The organism is Dactylosporangium sp. NPDC000555 (assembly GCF_040300025.1).
Lineage (GTDB): Bacteria > Actinomycetota > Actinomycetes > Mycobacteriales > Micromonosporaceae > Dactylosporangium.
Genome location: NZ_JBEPDB010000004.1, coordinates 145,750 through 163,635, shown reverse-complemented (window position 1 = coordinate 163,635; position 17,886 = coordinate 145,750). Strand labels below are relative to the sequence as shown.

At 71.0% G+C, this 17,886-nt stretch carries 18 protein-coding genes and 1 pseudogene; 11 read left to right on the top strand and 8 right to left on the bottom strand.

Features of this window, described 5'->3' with window-relative positions; genetic code table 11:
* Window positions 1–6: 6 nt before the first annotated feature.
* Window positions 7–705 carry a TIGR03089 family protein gene (locus ABT297_RS05340; protein WP_350544957.1) on the bottom strand — a complete coding sequence of 233 codons (699 nt, stop codon included), beginning with the start codon at window positions 703–705 and terminating at the stop codon, window positions 7–9.
* A 67-nt stretch (window positions 706–772) separates the two neighbouring features.
* Here ABT297_RS05340 and ABT297_RS05335 point away from each other — a divergent pair, with 67 nt between their 5' ends.
* The 3 genes from ABT297_RS05335 (at window position 773) to ABT297_RS05325 (ending at window position 3,512) form a co-directional block, all read left to right on the top strand.
* On the top strand, window positions 773–988 hold the full coding sequence (locus ABT297_RS05335; protein WP_350544955.1) for a hypothetical protein: 216 nt from the start codon (window positions 773–775) through the stop codon (window positions 986–988).
* Window positions 989–1,132: 144 nt separating this feature from the next.
* Window positions 1,133–2,281 (top strand): glycosyltransferase family 4 protein, encoded by a 1,149-nt coding sequence (locus ABT297_RS05330; RefSeq protein WP_350544954.1) that lies wholly within the window; start codon window positions 1,133–1,135, stop codon window positions 2,279–2,281.
* 109 nt (window positions 2,282–2,390) lie between these two features.
* Window positions 2,391–3,512 carry a mannose-1-phosphate guanylyltransferase gene (locus ABT297_RS05325; protein WP_350544952.1) on the top strand — a complete coding sequence of 374 codons (1,122 nt, stop codon included), beginning with the start codon at window positions 2,391–2,393 and terminating at the stop codon, window positions 3,510–3,512.
* A gap of 55 nt (window positions 3,513–3,567) precedes the next feature.
* Here the strand turns inward: ABT297_RS05325 and ABT297_RS05320 are convergent, their stop codons facing one another.
* From ABT297_RS05320 to cofD, 3 genes are read right to left on the bottom strand one after another with little or no spacing between them, the layout of a single operon-like run.
* Entirely contained in the window at window positions 3,568–4,113 is a 546-nt protein-coding gene (locus tag ABT297_RS05320) for an NUDIX hydrolase (RefSeq protein WP_350544951.1), read from the bottom strand.
* Complete coding sequence (locus ABT297_RS05315; RefSeq protein WP_350544949.1) at window positions 4,110–5,210, bottom strand: coenzyme F420-0:L-glutamate ligase; 1,101 nt, start codon at window positions 5,208–5,210, stop codon at window positions 4,110–4,112. The genes ABT297_RS05320 and ABT297_RS05315 overlap by 4 nt, the downstream gene beginning before the upstream one ends.
* A complete protein-coding gene (cofD, locus tag ABT297_RS05310; protein ID WP_350544948.1) occupies window positions 5,207–6,163 on the bottom strand; it encodes a 2-phospho-L-lactate transferase in 957 nt (318 codons plus the stop codon). Before cofD ends, ABT297_RS05315 begins: the two co-directional genes overlap by 4 nt.
* A gap of 149 nt (window positions 6,164–6,312) precedes the next feature.
* Here cofD and ABT297_RS05305 point away from each other — a divergent pair, with 149 nt between their 5' ends.
* Window positions 6,313–7,827 (top strand): hypothetical protein, encoded by a 1,515-nt coding sequence (locus ABT297_RS05305; protein WP_350544946.1) that lies wholly within the window; start codon window positions 6,313–6,315, stop codon window positions 7,825–7,827.
* Window positions 7,828–7,967: 140 nt separating this feature from the next.
* Window positions 7,968–10,460: a bifunctional FO biosynthesis protein CofGH gene (locus ABT297_RS05300; protein WP_502885496.1), complete on the top strand. Its 2,493-nt coding sequence runs from the start codon at window positions 7,968–7,970 to the stop codon at window positions 10,458–10,460.
* A gap of 75 nt (window positions 10,461–10,535) precedes the next feature.
* Here the strand turns inward: ABT297_RS05300 and ABT297_RS05295 are convergent, their stop codons facing one another.
* Window positions 10,536–11,063 carry a signal peptidase I gene (locus tag ABT297_RS05295; RefSeq protein WP_350544943.1) on the bottom strand — a complete coding sequence of 176 codons (528 nt, stop codon included), beginning with the start codon at window positions 11,061–11,063 and terminating at the stop codon, window positions 10,536–10,538.
* A 381-nt stretch (window positions 11,064–11,444) separates the two neighbouring features.
* Here ABT297_RS05295 and ABT297_RS05290 point away from each other — a divergent pair, with 381 nt between their 5' ends.
* Window positions 11,445–11,702 (top strand): WhiB family transcriptional regulator, encoded by a 258-nt coding sequence (locus tag ABT297_RS05290; protein ID WP_033364663.1) that lies wholly within the window; start codon window positions 11,445–11,447, stop codon window positions 11,700–11,702.
* A gap of 84 nt (window positions 11,703–11,786) precedes the next feature.
* Here the strand turns inward: ABT297_RS05290 and ABT297_RS05285 are convergent, their stop codons facing one another.
* Window positions 11,787–12,140: a DUF3499 domain-containing protein gene (locus ABT297_RS05285; protein ID WP_350544941.1), complete on the bottom strand. Its 354-nt coding sequence runs from the start codon at window positions 12,138–12,140 to the stop codon at window positions 11,787–11,789.
* Window positions 12,141–12,258: 118 nt separating this feature from the next.
* Between ABT297_RS05285 and ABT297_RS05280 the strand changes: the two genes are divergently transcribed.
* Window positions 12,259–12,708: a metallopeptidase family protein gene (locus ABT297_RS05280; RefSeq protein ID WP_350544940.1), complete on the top strand. Its 450-nt coding sequence runs from the start codon at window positions 12,259–12,261 to the stop codon at window positions 12,706–12,708.
* A 40-nt stretch (window positions 12,709–12,748) separates the two neighbouring features.
* On the opposite strand, the pseudogene ABT297_RS05275 reads toward ABT297_RS05280, so the two are convergent.
* A pseudogene (locus ABT297_RS05275) lies at window positions 12,749–12,991 on the bottom strand (aminotransferase class III-fold pyridoxal phosphate-dependent enzyme); the annotation flags it as partial.
* Between the two features lie 59 nt (window positions 12,992–13,050).
* On the bottom strand, window positions 13,051–13,506 hold the full coding sequence (locus ABT297_RS05270) for an Lrp/AsnC family transcriptional regulator (protein WP_350544939.1): 456 nt from the start codon (window positions 13,504–13,506) through the stop codon (window positions 13,051–13,053).
* Window positions 13,507–13,798: 292 nt separating this feature from the next.
* Here ABT297_RS05270 and ABT297_RS05265 point away from each other — a divergent pair, with 292 nt between their 5' ends.
* From ABT297_RS05265 to ABT297_RS05250, 4 genes are read left to right on the top strand one after another with little or no spacing between them, the layout of a single operon-like run.
* On the top strand, window positions 13,799–15,031 hold the full coding sequence (locus tag ABT297_RS05265; RefSeq protein WP_350544938.1) for a polyamine ABC transporter substrate-binding protein: 1,233 nt from the start codon (window positions 13,799–13,801) through the stop codon (window positions 15,029–15,031).
* A 3-nt stretch (window positions 15,032–15,034) separates the two neighbouring features.
* A complete protein-coding gene (locus ABT297_RS05260) occupies window positions 15,035–16,180 on the top strand; it encodes an ABC transporter ATP-binding protein (protein WP_350544936.1) in 1,146 nt (381 codons plus the stop codon).
* Window positions 16,177–17,079, top strand: a complete 903-nt coding sequence (locus ABT297_RS05255) for an ABC transporter permease (protein ID WP_350544935.1) — start codon at window positions 16,177–16,179, stop codon at window positions 17,077–17,079. Before ABT297_RS05260 ends, ABT297_RS05255 begins: the two co-directional genes overlap by 4 nt.
* Window positions 17,079–17,885: an ABC transporter permease gene (locus ABT297_RS05250; protein ID WP_350544933.1), complete on the top strand. Its 807-nt coding sequence runs from the start codon at window positions 17,079–17,081 to the stop codon at window positions 17,883–17,885. Before ABT297_RS05255 ends, ABT297_RS05250 begins: the two co-directional genes overlap by 1 nt.
* The last annotated feature ends 1 nt before the right edge of the window (window position 17,886 follow it).

Sequence of the window (17,886 nt, the reverse complement as noted above, 5' to 3'; positions counted from 1 at the left end):
GCCGGCTCAGATCGGCACGGCCTGCTCGGCGGCGGCGCGGGCGGCCAGCTTCTCCGGGTCGCTGTTGACGCTCAGCACGATGCTCGCGCCGGCCGCGAGCGGGCCGACCAGCCACTGCACCGGGTCGGGGTGAGTGTCCGCGTCGACGAGCAGCCGCCCGCCCGGCAGCGCCAGCGCACGCGCCCGCTCGATGAGCTCGCCGGTGCCCTCGCCGCCGACCGGCCCCGGGTAGTGGTCGCCGAACTGCCGCACCTCGGCCACGTAGTCCGCCCAGCCGGTCGGCACGCTGCCGCGCATCGGCAGGCCCATCGGGGCCAGGCCGAGCACGTACCGGTCGGCCACCCCCGAAGCATTGCCCGCCGCGCCGATCTCGGCATCTCGTTCGGCGACGGCCAGCGACGCGAACTCGACGTCGGCGCCGGCGGCGGTCGGCTCGCCGTATGCGACGCTCAGCCCGGCCGTCCAGGCGCCCAGCAGGATCGCCGCCGTCTGCCAGTGCGCGGGCAGGCGCACCGCGGCCACGTCGCCGGGGCCGAGGCCGCACCCGTCGACGAGCAGGTTCGCCGTCTTCGACACCCAGTTGGCCAGCGTCGCGCCCGACAGCTCGGTCCGCTCGCCCGTCGCGTCGTCGTAGAACGTCAGGAACGGAAGTGACGGGTCCTTACCGACGACCGCCGCGAAGAGTGAAGGAACTGTATTCCCCATATGTCTAAAAAATCCCTTCAGTAGCATCTCACCCGGGTTCTTAGCGATATGGGTGAGCGAGCTGGGTGTGGCAACGCGACGATACCGGCGCGGCAGGCTGCTCGCCGGCGGCCTCACCGGCGGGACGGGGACGGCCGGGCCCGCGATCTGGCGCCCGTCCACCGGCCCGTGGGCGATCCGTGCGATCCGCGAGTGGCAGTTCGGCGAGCCCGGCGCGATCGCCGTTCCCGCCGGCTACAAGGGCGACGCCACGACGGAACCCGCCGTCTGCCCCCGCTACTGATGCGATGAACCCAACACGTGAGTTGATTCAGGCTGAATCCTGGGTGGAACTCACGTCGCTAGTCGCGTCGTGGACATCGATCACCGGGGGATCGGGCGTAGGCTTGCCGAGACCCGTCGCATCGAGTCCAGAAGGAGTCGCCAAGTGACCCCCGGCCGTCCGCCACGCGTGCTTGTTGACGCCACGAGTGTCCCAGCCGACCGAGGCGGTGTGGGGCGCTATGTCGACGGTCTGCTGGGAGCACTGGGCGCGCTCGACGCCGATCTCGCCGTCGTCTGTCAACGCACGGATGCCGAGCGTTACGGCCGGCTCCTGCCCAACGCGCGCATCATGTCCGCCCCGGCCGCGGCGGCGCACCGCCCGGCCCGCCTCGCCTGGGAGCAGACCGGCCTGCCGATGCTCGCCCAGCAGGTCGGCGCGCAGGTGCTGCACTCGCCGTTCTACACCTGCCCGTTGCGCGCCGGCTGCCCGGTGACCGTGACCGTCCACGACGCGACCTTCTTCACCGAGCCGGAGCACTACGACAAGTCCCGCCGCACCTTCTTCCGCTCCGCGATCAAGACGTCGCTGCGCCGCGCGAGCCGGGTCATCGTGCCCAGCAAGGCGACGCGCGACGAGCTGATCCGCCTGCTCGACGCCGATCCGACGCGCATCGACGTGGCATACCACGGGGTGGAGCCGGAGGCGTTCCACGCGCCCAGCGAGGACGAGAAGGCCCGGGTGCGGGCGCGGCTGGGGCTCGGCACGACGGAATACGTCGCCTTCCTCGGCGCCAAGGAGCCCCGGAAGAACGTGCCCAGCCTGATCCGCGGCTGGATCTCCGCCGTGCGCGACCGGGAGGACCCGCCCGCCCTGGTGGTGGCCGGCGGGCAGGGGCACGACGACGAGATCGACGGCGCGATCGCCGAGGTGCCGGACCACCTCCGCCTGCTGCGGCCGGGTTATCTGCGCTACGCCGACCTGCCCGGCTTCCTGGGCGGCGCGATCGTGGCGGCCTATCCGTCCTACGGCGAGGGCTTCGGCCTGCCGATCCTGGAGGCCATGGCCTGCGGTGCGCCCGTGCTCACCACGCCCCGGCTGTCCCTGCCCGAGGTCGGCGGCGACGCCGTGTCCTACACCGGACCGAGCCCCGACGAGATCGCCCGCGACCTTGCGGCGCTGCTCGACGACACGGAGCGACGTAACGCTTTGGCGAAGGCCGGTGCCGCGCGCGCCAAGGAGTTCACGTGGGAGTCCAGCGCCGAGGTTCACCTCGCCGCGTGGGCCAGAGCCGCCGGACCGCGTGGGTATTAGCCCGGGTGACCCCGAACGTCACCTTTCGAGACCGGAATAGGCGATTCTGGTAATGGTTACGACAGGTCCGAGTTGTGGAAGGGCGCCCTCTGCTGGGCATGATGTGGCCGTGTTCTACGCGGTGATTCCTGCAGGTGGCAGCGGCACGCGGCTCTGGCCGCTGTCGCGAGCCGGCCATCCGAAGTTTCTCCATGCCCTCACCGGCACCCCGCTGTCGCTGCTCCAGGCGACATACGGGCGGCTGGACGGCCTGGCGACGCCCGAGTCCACGTTCGTGGTCACCGGAGTGGCGCACGCGGCCGCCGTCGCCCGGCAGCTGCCGGGTCTGCCGGAGGGGAACATCCTCGTCGAACCGACCCCGCGCGACTCGTGCGCGGCGATCGGGCTCGCCGCCGCGGTGATCGCCCGGCGCGACCCGGGCGCCATCATGGGCGCGTTCGCCGCCGACCAGCTGGTCCGCGACGTCCCGGCGTTCACGGACACGCTCAACCGGGCTATCCAGGGCGCCGAGGACGGCCTTCTGATGACCATCGGCATCACGCCGACCCACCCCGAGACCGGATACGGCTACCTCCACGTCGGCGAGCCCACAAGCACCAGCGACGTGTGCAAGGTCGCCGAGTTCGCCGAGAAGCCGGCACTGGAGGTGGCGCAGCGTTACGTCGACTCCGGCGAGTATCTGTGGAACGCCGGCATGTTCGTCTGGCGCGTCGACGTCTTCCTGGACGAGCTCGCCCGCCAGCAGCCGACCCTCCACGACGGCCTGCGCCGCATCGCCGAGGCCTGGGATACGCGCGACCGCGAGGAGGTCCTGGCCGAGCTGTGGCCGGGCCTCACCAAGATCTCCGTAGACTTCGGCGTCATGGAGGGCGCGGGCCGCGCCGGCCTGGTTGGCACCGTCCCGGGCGATTTCGGCTGGAACGACGTCGGCGACTTCCACACGCTGGGCGAACTGCTGGAGACCGACACCGCCGGCAACGTGGTCGTCGACCTCGGCGTCGACGCCGAGCCCGACCCGGCCCTGCCGCGGAAGCCCACGGTCCTCATGCAGGACGCGGAGCGCGTGGTCGTGGTGCCGCACTCGGGCCGCCTGGTCGCCGCGGTGGGCGTCAGCAACCTCATCATCGTCGACACGCCGGACGCGCTGCTGATCTGCCCGCGTGCCCGCGCCCAGGACGTCAAGAAGCTGGTCGACTCCCTGAAGGAGCGCGGCTCCATCGAGCTGCTGTAGTCGCCGTCCCGCCTCGCGTGGCGCCGTGGTGAGGCGCGCCGGGTCAGGTGTTCGGTCAGGCGCGCTTGGCCCAGGCCAGCGCCGGCGCCACCAGCACGTCCGTCGCGTCGGCGAGCGGGTCGGGCAGTGCGTCCGGTGCGAACCACCCCAGCGCGCTCGACTCCGCGCTGACCATCTCGACGGCGCCCGGCGGGGCGATCGCCGCATACCGGACGTCGTAGTGCAGCGACGGCCCGCCCGAGCAGTACACGTGGTGCACGTCCAGCCCGATCGGGGCCTCGCTGATGCGCAGGCCGACGATGCCGGACTCCTCGGTCGCCTCGCGCAGGGCCGCGCCCGCCATCGTCGTGTCGGCCGGCTCGCAGTGGCCGCCCATCTGGACCCAGCGCTTGATCCGGCCGTGCAGGCAGAGCAGCACGCGCTCGGCGGAAGCGTCCACGACCAGCGCGCTCGCCGTCACGTGCCCCCCGGTGTGCTCGCGCCAGACGGTGGACGGGTCCGGTCTCACGAAATCCAGGAACCGCTGGCGGGTGGCCTCGGCCTCCGCCGATGGGGCCGCCCATGCCGACAGTACCGCGAGTGCGTCCTCATGCAGCGTCATAGTGACGGTAGGCTACCGCGCCCGATCGCGAGCACACCGAGGGGCACACCGCCCTCCGGGATCTCCCCGGTGAGACGGCCCGGATCGTCGATCTCCAGCCAGGCGGTCGCAAGCCCGTCGGCTGCGAGAACGGCCCGAAGACGCTCGACGCGGCGGCCGGCCTCGACGGCGGCGCGCACGTCGCCGGCGGGCGCCCACACCAACACGGCCGCCACGGTGTTCTCCGGAACTGTCACGCTCCGTGTTGTCGGGAACGGCAGATCGGGGAGTTGGACGACGCCGTCGGATGGGGCGAAGCGCTCGGCGTCGGGCAGATCGCCGGCGGCCCGCAGGCCCCGGGCGACCGCCTCGGCGGTGCCGAGCGAGAACAGGTCGGCGTCGGCACCCCGGACCAGCTCGGCGGCGCCGCGGCCGTGCCCGGCGCCGGGGGAGTGCGCCAGCCCGCGGACCACCGCGACCGGCACCTGGGTGACCTTGCCCTTCACCAGGTCCGCGGCCGCGGCGAGCTCGTCGACCACGGCCATCTGCGTCAGCTGCAGCTCGTTGCCGTACGCGTCGCGCAGGCCCCGGTAGTCGGCCAGCGCGCCGACACCGGCGGCGCCGATCGCGACATCGGTGAGGCCCAGCCGCCACGGCCGGCCCATGGTGTCGGTGATGACCACCGCGACGTCGAGGCCGAAGCGCTCCCGCAGCTCGTCGCGCAGCCAGCGGGCCGAGGCGTCCGGGTCCTTGGGCAGCAGTACGAGGTGGGTGGGGTCGACGTTGGAGGCGTCGATGCCGGCCGCGGCGAGCACGAAGCCGTGGTGGGTCTGCACGATCCGGGTCGCGCCGCGCCGGGCGACCACGCGGGCCGTCTCGGCGCGCAGCGCGGCCTCGCGGGCGGCCTCCCGGGCCGGCTCGTCGAGCGGGATCTCGACCAGCTGTCCCTCGGACTTGCTCACGATCTTGCTGGTCACGACGAGCACGTCGCCGTCGGCGAGCCAGGGGGAGGCGGTCGTGATGAGCGCCGCCAGGTCGTCGCCGGGCCGAACGTCGCCGATGCCGGTGACCGGCAGGATCTCCAGCCGGCCGGCCACGTGTGCGCGATCGGCCGTCATGCGACGCCGACCGTGGCGAGCGCCTCGCGGACCATCGTGGCGGTCGCGGCCTCATCGGTCATCCACAGCGGTACGGCGCGCACGGTCAGCCCAGGCACCTCCACGCCGGCGTCGGTCTCGTCGACGAGCCACGCGTCGAGCACGCCTCCATCGGCCCGCGCGCCGAGCAGCCCGCCGACGCCGGCCGGGCTGCACTCCACGCCCATCACCGCGAGGCACTTGTCGGCCATGCCGCGCACGGGCGTGCTGCCGATGATCGGGGAGACACCGACGACGGGGGCGCGGCCGGTCGCCACCGCGTCGCGCAGTGCCGCGACGGCGAGGACCGGGGCGATGGACACGACCGGGTTGCTCGGCGCCAGGAGTACGACATCCGCCTCGGAAATGGCGTCCAGCACCCCCGCGGCCGGCTTGGCCGTGTCCGCCCCCACGAAGACGAAGCGCTGGGTCGGCAGCTCGGCGCGGTGGCGGATCCACCACTCCTGGAAGTGGATCGCCCGGGTCGCGCCGTCCAGCTCGACCACCGCGTGCGTCTCGACGCGGTCGTCACTGGCCGGCAGCATGCGGATGCCGGGCTTCCAGCGATCGCAGAGCGCCTGGGTCACCGCGGAGAGCGGATACCCGGCCTCCAGCATCCGGGTGCGCACCAGGTGCGTGGCGATGTCCTTGTCGCCCAGGCCGAACCAGGTCGGCTCCGCACCGTACGCGGCCAGCTCTTCCTTGACCACCCAGCTCTCGCCGGCCCGGCCCCAGCCACGCTCCGGATCGGACCCGCCGCCGAGCGTGTACATGACGCTGTCGAGATCGGGGCAGATGCGCAGCCCGTGTAGCGTCACATCGTCGCCGACGTTGACCACCGCCGTGACGTCAGCGCCCAACTCCCGGCCTACCGCACGCACCCCCAGGAGGAAGCGCGCGCCGCCGATCCCACCAGCCAGCACCACGATCCGCATACGTTCAATCCTGCCCCACCGCCGTCACGGCCGGGTGCGGGGGCGCTCGCACACGCGGGAAAGCGCTCCAAGGGCTAGGCTGCTGGCGACCCGTTGCACGGACCTTCGACTCGGACAGCAACTCGGACCGTTTCACCTCGGGAGAGCCAGTGAGCACCCAGCCACCCGATCCGACCTCCACCGGGGGCTTCGCGAGCCCGGCCGCGGCCCAGTACCAGACCCCCGCCGCCGGCCCGGCTCCCCAGGCCGTCGCGGGCCCCGCCCAGCAGCACCAGGCGATGCCGGCCGCGCCGGCCGCGCCGCTGGACGCCAAGAAGGCCCGCGGGCTGCTGGAGCCCTACCGCGAGCTCGTCGCCTTCGCACTGATCGGCGCCGTCGCGATCTTCCTGCTGGCGGGGCTGATCTGGATGCTCACCGGCATGTTCAACGCGTTCCTCGCCACCGCGACGGTTTCGTTCAGCACCATTGTGAGCTTCGAGACCATCCTGCTGCCGATCCTCGCCGTCGTGCTGGCCACGCAGGTCGCGCCGGTCACCGCCCGGGCGAAGTTCATCGTCATCGGCGCGCTGGTGGAATACGCGGTGGCCGCCGTCATCGGCCTCGTGCTGCTGCTCGCCGGCCTCATCGGCGACGTCCAGCGGGACACCGTCGCGGTCGGCTACGCGTTCTCGAGCCTCCTGGAACACCTGGCCGGCCTCGGCCTCATCGGGCTCGGGCTGTTCCTCACCGTGCGGGTCTACCTGGGCGGGTACACCGCGCCGAAGCCGGCCGCGCCGCCGTACGGGCAGCCCGGCTACCCGTACCCGGCCGGCTACGGCTACCCGCCGCAGCAGCAGTACGCCCAGCAGACCGGCTATGTCACCGGCGCGCAGCCGGCGGCGCAGGGATACGCGGCCTATGGGCAGCAGCAGCCCGCCACGACCGGCTGGGCGCAACAGACCGGCGCCACTCCCGGCGTCATCGCCGGCGCGGCGCCCGGCTACCCGGCGCAGGCCCCCGCGACCGGTGCGTTCACGGCCCCCACCTACGCCACCCCGGCCGGCGTCCCGACCGGCGCCCCGGCTTCTGGTGCCCCGACCGGCGCCCCGGCTTCTGGTGCCCCGACCTCGGCCGCGCCGACCTCGGGCGGCTACGCCACTCCGGGCTATGTGGTTCCCGGCTATACAGCCCCTGACCACACGACCCACGGCTATACGGCCCCGGCCGCCACGGCGCCCAGCTTCGGTGCCCCGGCCACCCCGCCGGCCGACGCGCGGCCCGTCTCCGCGGCGCCCGCGTCGGCGCAGCCGCTGAGCTCACCGTTCGCGGCATACACGGCGCCCGCCCCGACCCCGATCTCGGACGAGCCGGTCTCCGCGTCCCCCGCGGACTCCGGGCCGTCGACGCCGCCCGGCGGCTTCGCCGCGGCCGGCTGGCCGGGCGGCAGCTCCACCCACCCGTCCGCCGAGATCAGGCAGGACGCGACCGCCGGCCTGGCCCCGGCCCAGCCGGCCCAGCCGGAGGAGGAGGGCACGGCGGTGCTGTCGCCGGTCCAGTCGGACGAGGAGGGCACCGCGGTGCTGTCCCCGGCCGACCCGGACGCCACGACGGTGCTGCGGCCCGCTGCCAAGGCCGACGACGACGACCAAACGCAGCGCACTCAGGCGATTCCGCCGAGCAACTGAGCCGGTGACGCCTGCCCGTGGCCGCGGCGCGCCCGCGGCCACGGGCAACATGTCACACGCCGCGCGCACGTGGATCCGCCCGACTGCGGCCTACGCTGCAATGCGTGACGTCTGAAGGCAGAGGTACCGAAGGCAACGCCATGCGCCGGGCGCTACGCCGGGCGGCCGACGGCCGGTCGCTCGACGCGACCGAGGCGGCCGTGCTCCTGACCGCTCGGGGATCGGCCCTCGACGACCTGCTGGCGACCGCGGGCGCGGTCCGCGACGCGGGGCTCGCCGACGCCGGTCGCCCGGGCGTCATCACCTTCTCGAAGAAGGTCTTCATCCCGCTGACCCGGCTGTGCCGGGATCGCTGTCACTACTGCACGTTCGCGACCGTCCCGCACCGCCTGCCCAGCGAGTACCTCGAGATCGACGAGGTGCTCGAGATCGCCCGCGAGGGGGCTCGGCAGGGGTGCAAGGAGGCGCTGTTCACCCTCGGCGACCGGCCCGAGGAGCGCTGGCCCCAGGCGAAGCGCTGGCTGGACGAGCGCGGCTACGACTCGACCCTGTCCTACCTGCGCGCCTGCGCCATCGCCGTGCTCGAGGAGACCGGCCTGCTGCCGCACCTCAACCCGGGCGTGCTGTCCTGGGCCGAGCTGCAGCGGCTCAAGCCCGTCGCGCCCAGCATGGGCATGATGCTCGAGACCACCGCGACCCGCCTGTGGTCCGAGCCCGGCGGCCCGCACTACGGCTCGCCGGACAAGGAGCCGGCCGTGCGGCTGCGGGTGCTCGACGATGCCGGCCGGGTCGGCGTGCCGTTCACCACCGGCATCCTCATCGGCATCGGCGAGACGATCGAGGAGCGGGCCGAGTCGCTGTTCGCGATCCGCAGGACGATGCGGGAGTACGGCCACATTCAGGAGGTCATCGTCCAGAACTTCCGCGCCAAGCCGGACACGGCGATGCGCGGGATGCCCGACGCCGAGCTGCACGACCTCGCGGCCACCATCGCCGTAGCCCGGCTGGTGCTCGGCCCGAAGGCCCGCATCCAGGCCCCACCCAACCTCATCGACTCCGAATACACGCTGCTCATCCGGGCCGGCATCGACGACTGGGGCGGCGTGTCGCCGGTGACGCCGGACCACGTGAACCCCGAACGGCCCTGGCCCGCCCTCGACGAGCTCGCGGAAAGGACAAAGGCCGCCGGTTTCGTACTGCGGGAGCGCCTGACCATCTACCCCGAGTACGCCCGCCGCGGCGTGCCCTGGCTCGACGCCCGGCTGATCGCGCACGTCGAGGCCTTGATGGAGCGCGACACCGGCCTCGCCGACGAGGGCGCCCTCCCGGCGGGTCTGCCCTGGCAGGAGCCGGACGGCGGGCACGAGGACAGCGGTCGCACCGACCTGTTCGCCGCGATCGACTCGGAGGGTCGCAGCGCGGACCGGCGGGGCGACTTCGACACGGTGTACGGCGACTGGAACGAGGTGGCCACGCGCATCCCGCGGGCCGTGCCGCAGCGCCTGGACGGCGACGTCCACACCGGACTGTCGCTGGCCGCGAGCGACCCGGCGCGGCTGCTGCTGCCCGAGCACGAGGCGGCCGCCCTCTCGCTGTTCAATGTGGACGGTCCCGGGCTGGAGGAGCTGGTCCGCATCGCCGACGACCTGCGCCGCGAGGCGGTCGGCGACGACATCACCTACGTGATCAACCGGAACATCAACTTCTCCAACGTCTGCTACGTCGGCTGCCGCTTCTGCGCGTTCGCCCAGCGCGAGCGTGACACCGACGCGTACCGGCTCTCCTATGAGCAGGTCGCCGACCGAGCCGAGGAGGCGTGGCAGGCGGGCGCGACCGAGGTCTGCATGCAGGGCGGCATCGACCCCAAGCTGCCCGTGGGGGCGTATGCCGAGCTGGTCCGCGCGGTCAAGAACCGGGTGCCCGGCATGCACGTGCACGCCTTCAGCCCGATGGAGGTGGTGACCGCCGCCTCGAAGGCCGGCGTGTCGATCCGCGACTGGCTGACCCAGCTCAAGGAGGCGGGCCTGGACACGATCCCCGGCACCGCCGCCGAGATCCTCGACGACGAGGTGCGCTGGGTGCTCACCAAGGGCAAGCTGCCGACGTCGGCATGGGTCGAGGTGATCACCACCGCGCACGAGCTCGGCATCCGGTCCAGCTCCACGATGATGTACGGCCACGTCGACCACCCCGGCCACTGGCTCGGCCACTTCCGCGTCCTCGCCGGCATCCAGGACCGCACCGGCGGCTTCACCGAGTTCGTGGCGCTGCCGTTCGTGCACCACAGCGCGCCCATCTACCTCGCTGGCATCGCCCGCCCCGGCCCGACCTGGCGCGACAATCGCGCGGTCCACGCGATGGCGCGGGTCCTGCTGCACGGCCGGATCGACAACATCCAGTGCTCGTGGGTCAAGCTGGGCGACGAGGGCACGGTGGCGATGCTCCGCGGCGGGGCCAACGACCTCGGCGGCACCCTCATGGAGGAGACCATCTCCCGCATGGCCGGCTCGGAGCACGGCTCCGCGCGCACGAGGGAGGAGCTGGAGGCCATCGGCAAGGCGGCCGGCCGCCCAGTGCGCCGCCGGACCACCGTCTACGGCCGCGTGCACGCGGACGTGACAGCGGACGTGTGACGGCGGCACAGCGCGTCCTGCCGGATATGTCCGCCACGCCGTGACGGACATATCCGGCAGTTCGGTTAGCCGAGCCTAGGGTTGCGCGGTGGTCCAGGCCGAGAGCAGGGTCGCGCCGGTCGTCGGCACCATCGCGACCGCCGCGACCAGGCCGCCCAGCATGAGCAGGCCCAGCAGCCGGCGCCCCGGGAGCAGCAGGGCCAGCAGCAGCGCCCCGCCCGCCACCTTGACCGGGTGAGTGTGCACCTGCATCACCGGCCAGCCGAGGCGCGGCAGGATCAGCCGCACCGGCCCGACGACGCTCGCGCGGTCGACCGCGGCCGGATCCGGCCCCGCGTTGGCGTCGCCCTTGACGGTCAACGCGCCGTCGGACGCCTGCGAGATGACGCGGTGGGTGATCGGGCCGCGTCGATCGGTGTACGTCACGATCTCATAAACCGACACCGTTCGCGCGTGGGGATCGACGAAGATGAGGTCGCCCGCGTGCATCGAGGGTGCCATGGAATCGGACATCACCACGTAGGGCTTCCACCCCAGGCCGGCGATGCCGATGGTGAAGATGATCACGGAGACGGCCGCGCCCAGGAGCAGGCGGCTGATCATGAGCTGACCGTGGCGTCGGATCTTAGCTTTTGCCGCATATCGGCGCACTTCGGCCGCGTCCCGGGCGGGTTGAGCAAACTTGCCAGGACTCTTCCGGCGCGTCCGGCGTGTCGCCCGTTACCTCCGGCGGTGCTGCGTCGGTATGGCTACGGCACGGCTGTAAGCGATCGCCCGAGTGGGCCTATTTATCAGGTTCGGCTTGACGACGCACGCATTACACGCGTGTAATTTCACGGGGGATGTTCGCAAGGTTGGAAGCAAGTGGCCACCATGCGGGCATAAGGAACACCGCGCCGAGGTACAGCACCTTGTAGGACATGCGCCTTCCGCGTGGGGGGTTGCGCCGGCATTGACGCCGGTGCGCAAGAAGGAGGCACGCTGATGGACGGCCGACCAGTCGTGGCCGACCTGCTGGGTAACGCTCCGGAGTGGCAAGAGCGCGCTCTGTGTTCACAGACTGACCCGGAGGCATTTTTTCCGGAGAAGGGCGGGTCGACGCGCGAGGCCAAGCGCATCTGCTCGCGCTGTGAGGTGCGGGCGGACTGCCTGGAGTACGCGCTGGGGCACGATGAGCGCTTCGGGATTTGGGGGGGACTCTCGGAGCGCGAGCGCCGCAAGCTCAAACGACGGGCCGCTTAGCAGATCGGATTTTGAAATCGGGCGCCGACTTCCGGAATGGAGTCGGCGCCCTTTTCGTGGTAAATGCGCCGGGGGTATTTATATTTATGCGTCGGGGGGAATAACTCGCAGATGGCCGCGGCGCCCGACTTGATGCTGCTGGTCGGGCTCCTCGCGCCGCGGCGCGGGTCGGGCCGCCTCGCGCACGGCCTCGGCGAGCGCGACCAGATCGTCGTTCGTCGGCGGGGGCGGGCCGTACTCGCCCTCGTGCCGTACCAGGTCCCAACCCCGCGGCGCCGTGAGCCCGCGGGCGTGCGATTCGCACAGGTCGTAGGAGTGCGGCTCGGCGAATGCGGCCAGGGGACCGACAACTGCGGTCGATTCGGCATAAACGTACGTCAACGTCGCAACGGGGGGTCGGGGGCAACCGTTGCGCGAGCATCGACGTGGGGTCCTCACGGCCGAACGGTATCTCCCCAATGCCCTCGCGCCGTCCTGAAAGCGTCGCGACACGCCGGGGTGACTACGGCGACACGCTCCCTCGGGCTATAGGGTGTGCTGGCGCTACGCTGACATCGTGGCGAGCCCAGACCGACGACGCAGTGGACCGGGACGGCGCGGTCGTGATCGGCATGGCCGGGGTCTGCGCGGCCGGCTCGTGCCCGCGTCGCTGCCGATGTCCCGCACCCGCGCCGAGATGTTCGACGATCTGGTCCTCGACTCCGTCGAGCAGCTCGAGCAGCAGTTCTCGCAGGAGCTCGCCGGTGTGGAGTTCGCGGTCGAGGACGTCCCGCCCGACCTCAACGTCTACGACTCCGACGTCCTCGAGGACGGCGAGGTGCCGCTGGCCCGTCTGCTGCCGGGCCGCCCGGGCCGCCACGGCGTGCCGCCGCGGATCGTGCTGTACCGCCGCCCCCTCGAGTTCCGCGCCGCCGACCACGACGACCTGGCCGACCTGGTCCACGACGTGATCATCGAGCAGGTGGCCAACCTGCTGGGCGTCTCCCCGGACGACCTCGAATCCTGACCCACCCAGCAGGCAGCCGGCGGATTCGCGTGCCTTACAGGTCGGCCAGCTCGATCGCCTTCGGGTGGGCGTACGACCACAGCGGGAAGTAGGCGAGCTCGGCGGCCTGCTTGGCGGCCGCGTCGGCGAGCTCCTGCCGTCCGTGCCCGGCCTGCACGACGAACAGCCCGGACAGGCCGTCGAGGTAGCGCCGGCCGTTGCTGTCGTAGATGTACGGTCCGTCGCCGCGCACGATCACGGGCACCGGGGCCTCGGCGTACGCCAACAGGCGCGTGAAGTGCATCCAGAGGTGCTCGCGCGCCGTCGAGTCGAGGGTGGCGGCGTCGGGTCGCTGGTCGATGCTCAACGGGTCCCCCACGCATAGGTCTGCTTGGCGAGCTTGAGGTAGACGAAGGTCTCCGTCGCGGTCACGCCGGGGATGCTGCGCACCGTGTCGTTGATGAGGTCGAGGAGGTGCTCGTCGTCGGTGCACACCAGCTCGACGAGCAGGTCGTATCCGCCGGCGCAGATGACCACGTAGTCGACCTCCGGCACCGCGGCGAGGGCCTTCGCGACCGGCCGGATGTCCCCCTCCACCTTGACCCCGATCATCACCTGCCGGGCGAAGCCCAGGGTGAGGGGATCGGTAACGGCCACGATCTGCATGACACCGGTGTCCAGCAGCCGCTGCACACGCTGGCGGACGGCGGCCTCGGAGAGGCCGACGACCTTGGCGAGAGCGGCGTAGGACATGCGGCCATCGCGCTGCAGCTGTTCGATGATGCGCTTGTTGACGTCGTCAAGGACGGGCTCGGTCACGTGTGGATTCTTACTTAGGCACCGGCAGTTGGCAACTAATTCCACGGCAGATAGACGAGAGATCTGCGGATTCGTGAGCGATGCTGTCCGCCCGGGGAACCGTGACAGACTGACTCTCCTGTTCCCGGGAGGTGGCCGTCATGACCTCGGCTTGATCACATAGCGCTTTTCGTTGTTCGGCTAGATCGCGACAACGGAATCCCTTGTGAGTGATGACACAGAGTGTCAGAACCAGTCGTCGGTCACCGTCCCCCGGAAGTGTCGACAAGCACCGAGATTCGTAGGAGCCCCCGTGCGGAAACCCCCTCGCCCGCCGCTCTCGCCAGAAGCGCGGGCGGTCCTCAGCGCCACCGGACTGTCGCGCCGGACCCTCATGCGCGGCCTGCTGGCGGGCGGTGCCGCCGTCGCGGTCGGCGGCGCGTTGGCGGCCTGCGGCACGAAGCCCGCGAAGAGGTCGGCGTCCGAGAAGGCGGCATGTGTCGGCACCGACGTCTCGGCAACCGAGAAGAAGATCAACTTCTCCAACTGGCCCCTGTACATCGACATGACGGACGACAAGAAGCGCCCGTCGCTCGACGGGTTCACCACGAAGACCCACATCGCGGTCACGTACACCGAGGACATCAACGACAACAACGAGTTCTTCGGCAAGGTCCGCAACCAGCTGCAGGGCTGCCAGTCCATCGACCGCGACCTCATGGTCCTGACCGACTGGATGGCCTCGCGCGTCGTCGCCCTGGGCTGGACACAGCCCTTCGACACCGCCAAGACCCCCAACTTCACCAAGAACGTCCTTTCCGCGCTGCGTAACCGGCCGTGGGACAAGGACATGAACCACGCCGCGCCGTGGCAGTCCGGCCTCACCGGCCTCGCGTACAACGGCAAGGTCACCAAGGAGATCCGCACGATCGACGAGCTACTGACCCGCCCCGACCTCAAGGGCAAGGTCGCCGTCCTCGCGGAGATGCGCGACACGGTCGGCCTCGTGCTGCTGTCGATGGGCAAGGACCCGGCCACGGTGAGCGACGCCGACTACGACGCGGCGCTGGAGAAGCTCAAGAGGGCCGTCGCCTCCGGGCAGATCCGCAAGTTCACCGGGAACGACTACAAGGAAGATCTGGCCAAGGGCGATCTGGCGGCCTGCATCGCGTGGTCCGGCGACATCATCCAGCTCGCGGCCGAAGAGGGCTCGCAGGTCAAGTTCGTCACGCCCGAAGAGGGCCTGATCGTCTGGTCCGACAACATGATGATCCCGGCGCCGGCGACGCACAAGGCCAACGCCGAGCAGCTCATCGACTACTACTACGACCCGGCCGTTGCCGCCCAGGTCGCCGCCTCGGTCAACTACATCTGCCCGGTCGAGGGCGCGCAGGACGAGATGCGGAAGATCGACCCGGAGCTGGCCACCAATCCGCTGATCTTCCCGGACGCCGCGATGCTGGCGAAGGCGCACGACTTCAGGGCGCTCACCGAGGAAGAGGACAAGAAGTACGCCGCCAAGTTCGAGTCGGTTCGTGGAGCCTGATCGATGACCGGAGAGCAACACAGTGCCGGCGGCGCCGACCTCAGGTTGGACGGCGTGACGAAGCGGTTCGGGGCGTTCACGGCGGTCGACGACCTCACCCTCACGGTGCCCCGGGGGTCGTTCTTCGCCCTGCTCGGTGCGTCCGGGTGCGGCAAGACGACCACCCTGCGGATGATCGCCGGCCTCGAAGAGCCGACGGCCGGCCGGGTGTTGCTGGGGGACCGGGACGTGACGCCGCTGCGCCCCTACAAGCGCCCGGTGAACACGGTGTTCCAGAGCTACGCGCTCTTTCCGCACCTCACCGTCGCCGACAACGTCGCGTTCGGCCTGCGCCGTCGTGGCGTCAAGAAGTACGCCGACCAGGTGGAGCGGATGCTCCATCTGGTCGAGATGGACGGCTTCGGCAAGCGCAAGCCGTCGCAGTTGTCCGGCGGCCAGCAGCAGCGCGTCGCGCTCGCCCGTGCCCTGATCAACCAGCCGCAGGTGCTGCTGCTCGACGAGCCGCTCGGCGCCCTCGACCTCAAGCTGCGCCGGCAGATGCAGGTCGAGCTCAAGCGGATCCAGACCGAGGTCGGCATCACGTTCGTCCACGTCACCCACGACCAGGAGGAGGCCATGACGATGGCCGACACGGTCGCGGTGATGAACGCGGGGCGCATCGAGCAGCTCGGCACGCCGGTCGAGATGTACGACTTCCCCGGCACCGCCTTCGTGGCCAACTTCCTCGGCCATTCCAACCTGCTCGCCGGCGACGTGCGCGGCCGCTCCGGCGCCGACCTCCTCGTCGAGGCGTACGGCGGCCGTTACACCGTGCCCGCGGCGCGCGCCCGCGCCACCGACGGCACGGTCTGGCTCGGCGTGCGGCCGGAGAAGACGCACCTCACGAACCAGGCCGTGCCCGATGGCCACCAGAGCGTGACCGGCATCGTCACCGATTCCTCGTATCTGGGCGTGAGTACGCAGTACCTGGTGCGCGCGCCGTGGGGCGACGAGCTGACCGTGTTCGTGCCCAACTCCGGCGTGGCCGCGCCGCTCGCCGTGGCCGGCGAGGTCACCGTCCACTGGCGCCCCGAGCACGCGTTCCTGCTGCCCCGCCCGGCCGGCGAGACGCACGCCCCGGTCGCGGACCAGCAGGAAGTGGCCGCATGAGTGTTTTGGGGCGTGTGGGGGCGGGGTCCGCGGCCCCGGTCGAGCTGGAGAAACCCCGGAAGAACTGGCTGCCGTACCTCCTGTTGCTCCCCGGCGGCCTGTGGCTGGTCCTCTTCTTCGCCGTGCCGTGCGTCCAGCTGTTCGCGACCAGCCTCTACGACCCGGACGGGTCGCTCGAGGAGGGCTACGCGATGACCTGGCAGTTCGCCAACTACCCGGACGCCGTCTCCGCCTACCTGCCCCAGTTCGGCCGCTCGATCGGCTACGCCGCGCTGACCACACTCTTCTCGCTGATCCTGGGCTACCCGCTGGCCTACGCGATCGCGCTGAAGTCCGGCCGGTGGAAGAGCATCCTGCTCGTCTGCGTGATCGCGCCGTTCTTCACGAGCTTCCTGATCCGCACCCTGGCCTGGAAGGTCATCCTGTCCGACAACGGCACGGTGGTGTCGGTGCTCAACGCGCTGCACGTGCCGCTGCCCGACGGCCGGCTGCTGGCCACCACCCCGGCGGTGATCGCCGGCCTGGTGTACAACTTCCTGCCCTTCATGGTCCTGCCGCTCTACGCCAGCCTGGAGAAGCTCGACCCGCGGCTGATCGAGGCCGCCGGGGACCTCTACGCCCGGCCGGTCGCGCGGTTCACCCGCGTCGTGCTGCCGCTGTCCATGCCCGGCGTGGTGGCCGGCACGCTGCTCACCTTCATCCCGGCCGCCGGCGACTACATCAACGCCGAGCTGCTGGGCACGAGCCGGCAGTACATGATCGGCAATGTCATCCAGTCGAAGTTCCTGAAGGTCGGCGACTACCCCGCCGCGGCCGCGCTGTCGTTCACGCTGATGGCGGCGATGCTCGTGCTGGTCTTCGTCTACGTCAAGCGCGCCGGAACCGACGAGGTGATCTGATGGTCCACCGCCTGCGCCGGTTCGCCGCGGACCATTGGGTCCTGGCGATCGGGCTGATCGTGCTGCTGTACCTCTTCGTGCCGATCGGCGTGGTGGCCGTCATGTCGTTGCGCGAAGCCCGGACCAACGCGCCCTACACGCTGGACAACTTCACGTTCACGCTGGACAACTGGAAGCACCCGTTCGGCGTGCCCGGCATCCAGGAAGCCTTCCTGCTGAGCGTCACCATCGCCCTGGTCGCGACGGTGGTGGCGACGATCCTCGGCACGCTGATGTCCTTCGCGCTGGCCCGGCACTCCTTCCGCGGCCGCGGCGCCACCAACGCACTGATCTTCCTGCCGATGGCGACGCCGGAGATCGTGATGGGCTCGTCGCTGCTGGCGCTGTTCGTCGCGTCCGGGGTGCCGCTGGGCTTCTGGACGGTCGTCATCGCGCACATCATGTTCTGCCTGTCGTTCGTGGTCGTCACGGTCAAGGCCCGCCTGGCCGGCCTCGACCCGCGGCTGCGGGAGGCGGCGATGGATCTCTACGCCGACGAGCGGCAGACATTCCTGCGCGTCACGCTCCCGCTGGTGATGCCGGGCATCGTGGCCGCGGCACTGCTGTCGTTCTCGCTGTCCTTCGACGACTTCATCGTCACCAACTTCAACTCCGGGACTTCGGTCACGTTTCCGATGTTCGTCTGGGGCGCCTCCCAGCGCGGCATCCCCGCCCAGATCAACGTGATCGGCACCGCGATGTTCCTCATCTCGTTTTTGATCGTCCTCATCGGACAGCTGCCGCGCCTGCGCCGGAAGGCCAGGTAAC